Below are 8,172 nucleotides of genomic sequence, written 5' to 3' on the forward strand. Positions count from 1 at the left end.
GACGGCTACGACTTCGATTCCGCGTGGGAGGACAGCAAGGTCAATCGCCGTGAGAAGCTTATAATGGATTGCCTTACTGATACTGACAGTGATGGTGATATTATCTGGACAGATAAGCAGATATTGTCAACTGAACTTAAACAGCTAGCAGGCTTCGGAAAAGGCGGAGAAAAGAACTTTCAGGGTATTACTACCGAGCTTATGATGAAAACATATCTTGTTACTGCTGACTTCCACAGACGCAGAAATAAGAAAGGTGCAGAGTACGGTATGCCTGTTTCGGTGCTGCTTCCACCTGAAGCTTTATGGGGATATGATGCAATTACTTCCGCATACAATGAATCTCCTTATGAGTCGTGGAAGCGTATCGTTTACAGGATCAAGCAGTTATATCCTGATGCTGATAAGGCTGAGATAATAAAGCTTATCGGAAAAGAACCCAAGTGAAAATAAGAAAGAGAAAAAATATGAGACTACTTATAGTACCTATGTGTCAGATGGATATGTTGTTGTATTTCTTCGTTCAGATAATAGCGCATCGCTTTCTATTCCAACACAGCCAAGGCTGTTATTGCCCCATATATATAATTCGCCGTCTTTTGTTAAAGCTCCGCTGAACAGCACACCGAGACTGACATACTGAACGTTGTCCATGATTTTTACGGGGGCGGCTTATAATTTACCTTTGCACAGGTCGGGACAATTAGTTCCGGCCTGTGCTTTTTACTATCGCTGGGATATATTGGTTGGCGATTACTTTGAATTGTTTCTTTTTATGCATGGTTTGTTATTTGTTTTATTTTTCGATGAAGTTTGCAATAAGCGTGGGATGAGTTTGTGGTATGACAAAATATCTGAGTTTATATTGAAAAACATTGTGGAATATGGTATAATATAGGTGATAAAACATAAAGAGTGTTATGCTATTTGTATTTATTTAAGAAAGCAATATGGAAGAATTCGATTTGTATAACGGAAAATTTACATATAAAGGAAGAGAGTTTTCTCATGTCTTTGACAGGGAAGAAATGCGACTAATTCTGTTTATGTTACGGATTACCGAAGCAGCGAAACACTGCAAAGGAGGTATAATATGGAATTATCCCATCTGAAGAAAATAGCATGGATCGTCAATATAGCCATTTTTTTAATGGTATTCGGACACATGATATTCTTCTGGTATATTGATGTCCCTTTTCTTGTAGCATTCAGTATTCCTGATGCCTGTGTCTATATTATCGGTTTTGTCCTGATACATTATGACAAGCTGAATATATATGTCTGGCTTGTATACTGCTGGATCACCCTATATACTTGTGTGACGACCATATGTATCGGCATCGGATACGGCTTTCACCTGTACTGTTTTTCAATAGTGCCTATTATTTTTGTAACTGAATACATAGCATACAAACAAAAACGACGGAGTATGAAGGCGCTTCCCGTAAGTCTTATCATTACTGCCTTTTATATCATTTATACGAGCTATGGATCCGGTCACGGTCCTGTCTTTGAACGCAGCGGCAAGCAAACAGCATTTTTCTGGAGCCTAAATGCACTGGTCGTTTTTAGCTTTCTGATTGCCTTTATCAGTTATCTTATCAGGCTTATTATACACTCGGAAGATGAACTGAAGCGGGCTGCCCAGATCGATCAGCTCACTAAACTATACAATCGTCATTATATGTTCGACAGGCTCACAGAGATAACCAATGCTGACAAGCAATGTATTCTTGCAATAGCGGATATAGATGACTTCAAGGGTGTCAATGATGTTCATGGGCATAATGCAGGCGACGAGGTCTTAAAATGTTTATCAGAACGGCTTGTCAGAGAATGTCCCAATTGTGACATATCACGCTGGGGCGGGGAGGAGTTCCTTATCATCTCCTATGCCCCCTATAACGAGACCATCGCAATGCTTGAGGAGCTGAGGAAAAATATTGAAGCATCCACCGTTAGATTTGCTGGAAAAGAGATCAGAGTGACGATCACTGTGGGGATAGTCTCCCGAAATCCGGGACAGGATACGAATGAATTGATTGAGAAAGCCGACAACAGATTGTATTATGGTAAAAACAATGGAAAAAACTGCATTGTCTGCGATCCCGAACCGTGAAGAACAGCAGTCACAGGTGCCCGATAGAGCAATCAGATAAATTTACGCTTTACAACAGTTGACGCTTTTTATATGTCCGGAGAAAAGGCGTCAGTTCCGAGCATTTTCAATAAGTTTATAAGCTGATACAAAAGGCTTCCGGTCACAACACCAAACGCTGTGAGGCCGAGAAATTGGTATTCCTTCCTCACTCCGACTTTGAAAGACTGAAAGTAAACTCATACCGGGAGCATGAGGCGATAACTGCTGCCGTGGACCTTATGTACGAGGACAAATATTCCTAATAAAGAAGAACGAAGTATTCTTGCTAAATACGAATCCGATACTGATATAGTCTGTATCACCTTGTTTTCCGAATTCTTTCATAAAGTCTGCGTTCCACAAGCTCCTCCTTTCGGAGGAGCTTACTTCTTATGTATTTACATTATACCGGTAATATGATATAATAGGCTACAAGAAACGAAAAGGGGCTTACAAAGTTCATTTTCCAGTACAGGGATGAGCTTCCCGGAGAACAGTGCAAAACCATTGACCTTCTGTTCTTGAAGCAGAGCTTAGTAAAAACAAAGGTGTCGGAGGTAAGCGCTTTGAGGAGATAATGAACGTTATAGAAAAATTTTTAGATATCGAATAGGAGTAATAGTATGAAAAAAATACTTTTAGCAGCCATGTTATTTATGGCAGTGTTTACAGCATGTAGTGATAATAATAGTTCGGAATATCCTGAAAAAGTACCAGTTCAAACAACAACGACTGTTACTTCTACAACTATCGCTACAGAAACAACTTCGACTGCAGCAACTACAAATGTTACTACTACAAAAGCATTTCATACTGAGCATTCCGTTACGTTTACACCGAATGATCTTGACAATATCCAATTAAAAGATGGATATAAGATAGAAGAAGGAAGTAAAGGCTTTTACCGTGAAATGCGTGACGAATACCTCTCACAGTTGTTGGAAAGCGGAAGCGAAATACCTGTATACGTCGGTGATATAGCCGTGGATCATCAGAATAACTGTATTTATGTTATTGGAAAATACGACTGGTGTACTACGGAAGAACCATACTGCGGAGATGTCGCTGTATTCCGAATAGACGAGGCTACTGGAGATATAACTCAGTGCTGCCGCCAAAATCTATCAAGTCTGGGACGTAAAAATGGTTTTGGGCTGTTTAATGTGCGTGGAAAGACCTTTATGGATACTACAAAGGGCTTATACCTTGTTGATGAAGAGAATAATGAGTTCGTAACTCTCGAACCGGACTTCAATCCACAGGTTTCCTCTCTCTATGTAAGCGATGAACGGGTAATTGTTCAGGTTCCTGTCATGAATGAAGAAAGCAATACATTTGACCTACGTACCACTGAATTCGATTTTGAATCAAATACCATGAAAGAAATCGAACTCAATGCTGACGATACAAAGAACATGAGATATTATAATGAATATGATATTGAAAACATAAACGTTGAATACGAATATGCGATCCCTGAAAACTACTACTCAAAAAAGAAGATAAAAGTAGAATGGTGACAAAAGCATTTAATACTGCGAATCTCTCGGGTTTCTCTATCACGGAACTACAACAAAGGCACTTGAAGCTATCGAAGAAAGCGGAGCTATAAAGAAAATGAAGCGCCACGCTGTACATATGCAGGCTGATATAGGCAAAGCATGGCAGTCAGCCGAGCGTTGGCATAAAACTCCCGTAGTACTGAAAATTGCTGCTTCGGAAATGGCACATGACGGCTACACGTTCGGAGTAACTGAGAATGAAGTCTGGTGTACAGAAGAAGTACCTGTGAAGTATATTTGTGAAAGAGGATACAGTAAATAATGTGTGTAAAGGGGAAATAAACAATGTGGGACGACCGCAGCTATGACACGCCAATAAACAGAAGATTTCCTGAGGCGAGCCATATTGATGTGCCTGAGGGAGTAACTGATATTGGGTATTTGGAATTATCAAATTATAAGGAACTGGAATCTGTTTCTCTGCCACAAAGTCTGAAAACCATTGGCTACTGTGCATTTCTTGGCTGTGAGAATTTAAAGAAAATACGTATTCCCGATGGTGTCACGACTATATATGAAGGTGCATTCCGCGATTGCAAGTCACTTCGTGCAATAGAACTTCCCGACAGCGTACAGGATATACGTCGTATGATATTTGCAGGGTGTACATCGCTGGAATCGGTCAAGCTTTCGTCAGCATTAACGAATATTGGTGAATATACATTTTCATACTGTAAATCACTTCATACAGTGGAACTTCCGTCTGCTTTGAAGGAAATAATACATAATGCATTTCAAGGCTGTTCATCGCTGACTGAGATCAGTATTCCCGAGAATGTTAAGGGAATATGGTTCGAGGCATTTTTGAACTGTTCTTACTTAAAAACATTGCGTATGCCAATCAGTCTGAGATCATTTGGAAGAGATGCAATGCAAGGCTGCGATGCACTTGAGAAAATTGAAATATACGGCGAATTATCAAAAGATAAATCTCTCCCTGAATGGCTTGCAACATTGGTATCTGATAAGTGCGGCAGCACCTGCGAGATCATTCTGGAAGGTAAACGAATAATACCTGAGGAATATGGTATCAATGATAAATAAGGATTAATATATGAGATACAATGAATACGGGAAAGAGAATTCACAAGCTGTTATTTTTCTTCACGGTGGTGGATTATCATGGTGGAACTATCGTGAAGAAGCAGAATTATTGAAAAATGACTTTCATGTGATACTGCCGATATTGGACGGCCATGCAGGCAGTGATGCACATTTTACTACGATTGAAAACAACGCAGCTGAGATAATTGCTTTTATAAAAGAAAATCTAAACGGTAAGGTCTTTATGATTGGAGGATTATCGCTCGGAGGGCAGATACTGCTGGAAATGCTTTCTCAGCAAGGCGATATATGTCAGTACGCACTTGTTGAAAGTGCAATGGTCATACCTTCAAAGCTGACAAACAAGCTTATGAAGTCGTCCATAAGCTGTTCCTATCCGCTTATAAAAAAGAAATGGTTCTCAAAAATGCAGTTCAGATCACTGCATATGAAGGAAGAACTGTTTGATGATTACTATCGTGATACCTGTGTGGTGACAAAAGAAGATATGATCGCTTTTTTACAGGCAAATACTTCTTATTCTCTGAAAAAAACGATCAAAGAATGTTCGGCTAATGTTCAGTTGTATTACGGGCAAAAGGAGATCAAAGGAATAAAACGCTCTGCTCAGATTATAGAAGGAACTATCCCACATTCCACAACACATGAGCTTTCGGGACTTTATCATGGTGAGTTTTCCATAAATCAGGCAGATGAATATGTAAAGATAATAAGGAAGTTGAATTCTGTACAATAAGGAGAAAAAAACATGCAGCTGAAATTACTGCCACAAAACTCTGAGGATAAACTAATAGCGGATACCATAAATGAAGAGGCTTTCCCCGAATGTGAAAGGAACTCTCTTGACGATATGTATGCTTCCGATACGGCTGATAGAATTGAAATTCTCGGCATATACGATGATAATGCTATCGTCGGATTTTTTTAGTACGCAAATATAAAAACATACGTTATCTTGCGTATTTTGCAGTCAGTCAGGATAAACGTTCAGCAGGAATAGGAAGTGGAGCTGTGAAGCTCCTTATGGAACGATATCCCGACGCGCAGATAGTAACAGAGTTTGAGACTCCTGATGACAGCTGTGATAATAATGCGTTCAGACTTCGCAGACGTGACTTTTATCTGAGAAACGGCTTCTATGAAACAGGCTGGTACAGTTTCTATGATGATACTGAATTCACAATAGCCTGCTCCGAATCTGTTTTTGATAAAGAGGGATTTGAACAGTTTACAGCATATCTCAGTTCAATAGTACCAGACCATATACCTAAACTGTACAGAAAATGAAGCGGCAGCCCATTGGGCTGCCGTGATTATTATGTTATTGGTTTATAGATACATGGTTGATCTCGGCAATAATATCATTTGCTTTTTTTATCTGTCTGAAGAACGTAATGTAGTAAACTGCTGCGCTTATTATAAATGGAATAGTGACTGAGAGGATCATTTGCCACATGGCGTTTGTATCTGTATCAGCAATAATGTCGGCAAGCTTTACGAATCCAACAGTTGTGCATATTACTATGGCATATTGAGCGATCAATACGGGTATAAGCGGAAAACGCTGAAGATAGAAGTGAAGTGCCAATACAGCAGTAATGATTATCGAAAAGCCAAGACAGGTAAATATGTTTTCTGTATAATGTCTGTCGGTAAATCCAATGACTTTTTCAAGGAGAAGTTTTCCGCATACTACCAGCGTAAAGCTGATACAAACTATTGATATGAAATTCTTTTTGTTTATTAGCTTCATTTTCTGTTTCTCTCCTTTATACGTTCAAGCTCAGTCATAAATTCTTTTTTGTATCCTCTGTTCATTACGAGCTTTTCACCATTTTTCAGAAATATGGTCGTTCTCATGTTTATATCACCTTGCAGATGATCTATCTTATATACGTTAACTACTGCTGATTTACTTATTCTGATAAGACCTGCATCCGAATAGTTATCAAGAACATTTCTCAGTGTTATTCTCATTTCGATACACATTTTATCTGTATATGCAAATGTTTTTCTGTCCACTGTATCAAAATACAGCACTTCTGTAACAGGTACGGAAACGTGTTTCTCATCATAAGTTCCTTCCACATTTGAAAGTGTGGTATCGAGACGGGAGATCACTTCTTTAGTCTCATCGTTTATCTCGTCATAATGCAGTTCGAGATAGTTTTCTGTAAGTCCTCTTTCTTTTGTCTTTATCAGTTTCATTCAAAAAAATTCCTTTATAATATAAACATTACGCAGAGCAGAGCATATGAAAGCTTTGCATTTCTGTTTGCGAGAAGATATACACTTCCGAGTGCGAGCCCGCAAATTGCTGTAAAAATACCTGCTGCCAATGAACCCTTTGACCACCAGTGACCAAGTCCCCATGTTAGCGCAGCGATAATACCGCCATAAGGAATATTCTCCTTGCCAAACCAAATTTCGCAGGCTTTCTGTCCGCAGACAATGATGAGCATAACAAGAAATACTTCAATAAAATAATATATGTACTGGAAAACGAAGAGGAGTGTACCTTTATGCTCAAGCTCTGTAAGAACTTTGCTGCCGTTCCAGTCTATCCATGTGGATATAAGACAAGCAGCAACGCCTATAGCTATGCAAGCCCACTGCCAAGGACGTATCTTCTTGTCAGTCTTTGAAAAAAGGTCGTAACCCTTTTTCTTTGTGCTGCGGAGTATATATATTGCAAATGCTCCCCATATGATGTATGTTAGTACCCAGTGTAATATACTTTGCCATGTATTGAATTCTTTAATGGTACAGTTATATATCTTCTGCTCGATACAGAATGCGAGGATACCTTCACAGCCTAATGCAAGAAAAGCTGCAAGTCCGTATGTGAGAATATCAAGTCCCTTGAGAAATCTGCCCTTTGTCTTTCTATTGATATCAGTTGATGTTAATGTGTTATTCATGATGAATACTTCCTTTCGTGTTGGTATGTCTGAATTATACCCGAAAGGAAGCCAGTGGTCAATAGATCTGTGCGTAACCTGCACTGAGAGATGCGTAAGCTGCACTCTTTGATTTTGTATCATAGCTGTATACCTGAAATAATTATATCATTTCTGAGCAGTATTGTAAATGCCTTTGATGTATGATATAATTAAGAAAAAAGCAGGAGCAGGTTATGATAGTAGAGAACGGTGAATGGATAATACACGGACTTTCATGGGACGATCCCTACAGGATACGCAGTCCGAAAGAGCTTGTGAATTGGATAAAAGAGGTTGGATTCCTGCCGCTATTCGGCAACGAAGTCAAAGGCTTCTCTGTTGAGGAGCACGTTTCACCTGATTACTGGTGGACTGGTGACAGGGAGCAGGATCCGTGGGAATGGCGTGAGATAATAGCGGCAGGACATGAAGTGGCTTATGGCAAATTTTTTGATAAGAAGGC

The 8,172-nt window shown here is 39.4% G+C and carries 12 protein-coding genes and 1 pseudogene; 9 read left to right on the forward strand and 4 right to left on the reverse strand.

Annotated elements, in window-relative coordinates; translation table 11 throughout:
- Nucleotides 1-447: AlkZ-related protein (locus T497_RS18565; RefSeq protein ID WP_028515750.1), on the forward strand; the 447-nt coding region annotated here is incomplete at its 5' end.
- Nucleotides 448-486: 39 nt separating this feature from the next.
- Here the strand turns inward: T497_RS18565 and T497_RS19045 are convergent.
- The gene (locus T497_RS19045) at nt 487-654 is read right to left on the reverse strand and encodes a hypothetical protein (RefSeq protein ID WP_155266905.1); all 168 of its coding nucleotides are present in this window, start codon (nt 652-654) and stop codon (nt 487-489) included.
- Between the two features lie 439 nt (nt 655-1,093).
- Between T497_RS19045 and T497_RS0111565 the strand changes: the two genes are divergently transcribed.
- The 7 genes and pseudogenes from T497_RS0111565 (at nt 1,094) to T497_RS17645 (ending at nt 6,054) form a co-directional block, all read left to right on the forward strand.
- Entirely contained in the window at nt 1,094-2,119 is a 1,026-nt protein-coding gene (locus T497_RS0111565) for a GGDEF domain-containing protein (protein ID WP_028515751.1), read from the forward strand.
- 644 nt (nt 2,120-2,763) lie between these two features.
- Nucleotides 2,764-3,660: a hypothetical protein gene (locus T497_RS0111575; protein WP_028515752.1), complete on the forward strand. Its 897-nt coding sequence runs from the start codon at nt 2,764-2,766 to the stop codon at nt 3,658-3,660.
- Nucleotides 3,661-3,703: 43 nt separating this feature from the next.
- Nucleotides 3,704-3,964, forward strand: a pseudogene (locus T497_RS16715) (RNA 2'-phosphotransferase); the annotation flags it as partial.
- Between the two features lie 23 nt (nt 3,965-3,987).
- A complete protein-coding gene (locus tag T497_RS17635; RefSeq protein WP_028515754.1) occupies nt 3,988-4,746 on the forward strand; it encodes a leucine-rich repeat domain-containing protein in 759 nt (252 codons plus the stop codon).
- Nucleotides 4,747-4,756: 10 nt separating this feature from the next.
- The gene (locus T497_RS0111590; RefSeq protein WP_028515755.1) at nt 4,757-5,503 is read left to right on the forward strand and encodes an alpha/beta fold hydrolase; all 747 of its coding nucleotides are present in this window, start codon (nt 4,757-4,759) and stop codon (nt 5,501-5,503) included.
- A 12-nt stretch (nt 5,504-5,515) separates the two neighbouring features.
- Complete coding sequence (locus tag T497_RS17640) at nt 5,516-5,695, forward strand: hypothetical protein (RefSeq protein WP_051530641.1); 180 nt, start codon at nt 5,516-5,518, stop codon at nt 5,693-5,695.
- Between the two features lie 83 nt (nt 5,696-5,778).
- Nucleotides 5,779-6,054 carry a hypothetical protein gene (locus T497_RS17645; protein WP_051530642.1) on the forward strand — a complete coding sequence of 92 codons (276 nt, stop codon included), beginning with the start codon at nt 5,779-5,781 and terminating at the stop codon, nt 6,052-6,054.
- 34 nt (nt 6,055-6,088) lie between these two features.
- Here T497_RS17645 and T497_RS0111600 read toward each other — a convergent pair whose 3' ends face one another.
- Genes T497_RS0111600 through T497_RS18670 form a run of 3 tightly spaced genes read right to left on the reverse strand, consistent with a single transcriptional unit; the run spans nt 6,089 to nt 7,688 of the window.
- Nucleotides 6,089-6,520 (reverse strand): hypothetical protein, encoded by a 432-nt coding sequence (locus T497_RS0111600; protein ID WP_028515756.1) that lies wholly within the window; start codon nt 6,518-6,520, stop codon nt 6,089-6,091.
- On the reverse strand, nt 6,517-6,975 hold the full coding sequence (locus T497_RS17650; RefSeq protein ID WP_051530643.1) for a LytTR family DNA-binding domain-containing protein: 459 nt from the start codon (nt 6,973-6,975) through the stop codon (nt 6,517-6,519). Before T497_RS17650 ends, T497_RS0111600 begins: the two co-directional genes overlap by 4 nt.
- Before the next feature lie 14 nt (nt 6,976-6,989).
- Entirely contained in the window at nt 6,990-7,688 is a 699-nt protein-coding gene (locus T497_RS18670) for a hypothetical protein (protein WP_242840010.1), read from the reverse strand.
- A 215-nt stretch (nt 7,689-7,903) separates the two neighbouring features.
- Here T497_RS18670 and T497_RS0111615 point away from each other — a divergent pair.
- On the forward strand, nt 7,904-8,172 hold a 269-nt coding region (locus T497_RS0111615), incomplete at its 3' end, for an AlkZ-related protein (protein WP_028515758.1).

It is taken from the genome of Ruminococcus flavefaciens MA2007 (assembly GCF_000621845.1).
GTDB classification, from domain to species: Bacteria; Bacillota; Clostridia; order Oscillospirales; family Ruminococcaceae; genus Ruminococcus; species Ruminococcus flavefaciens_E.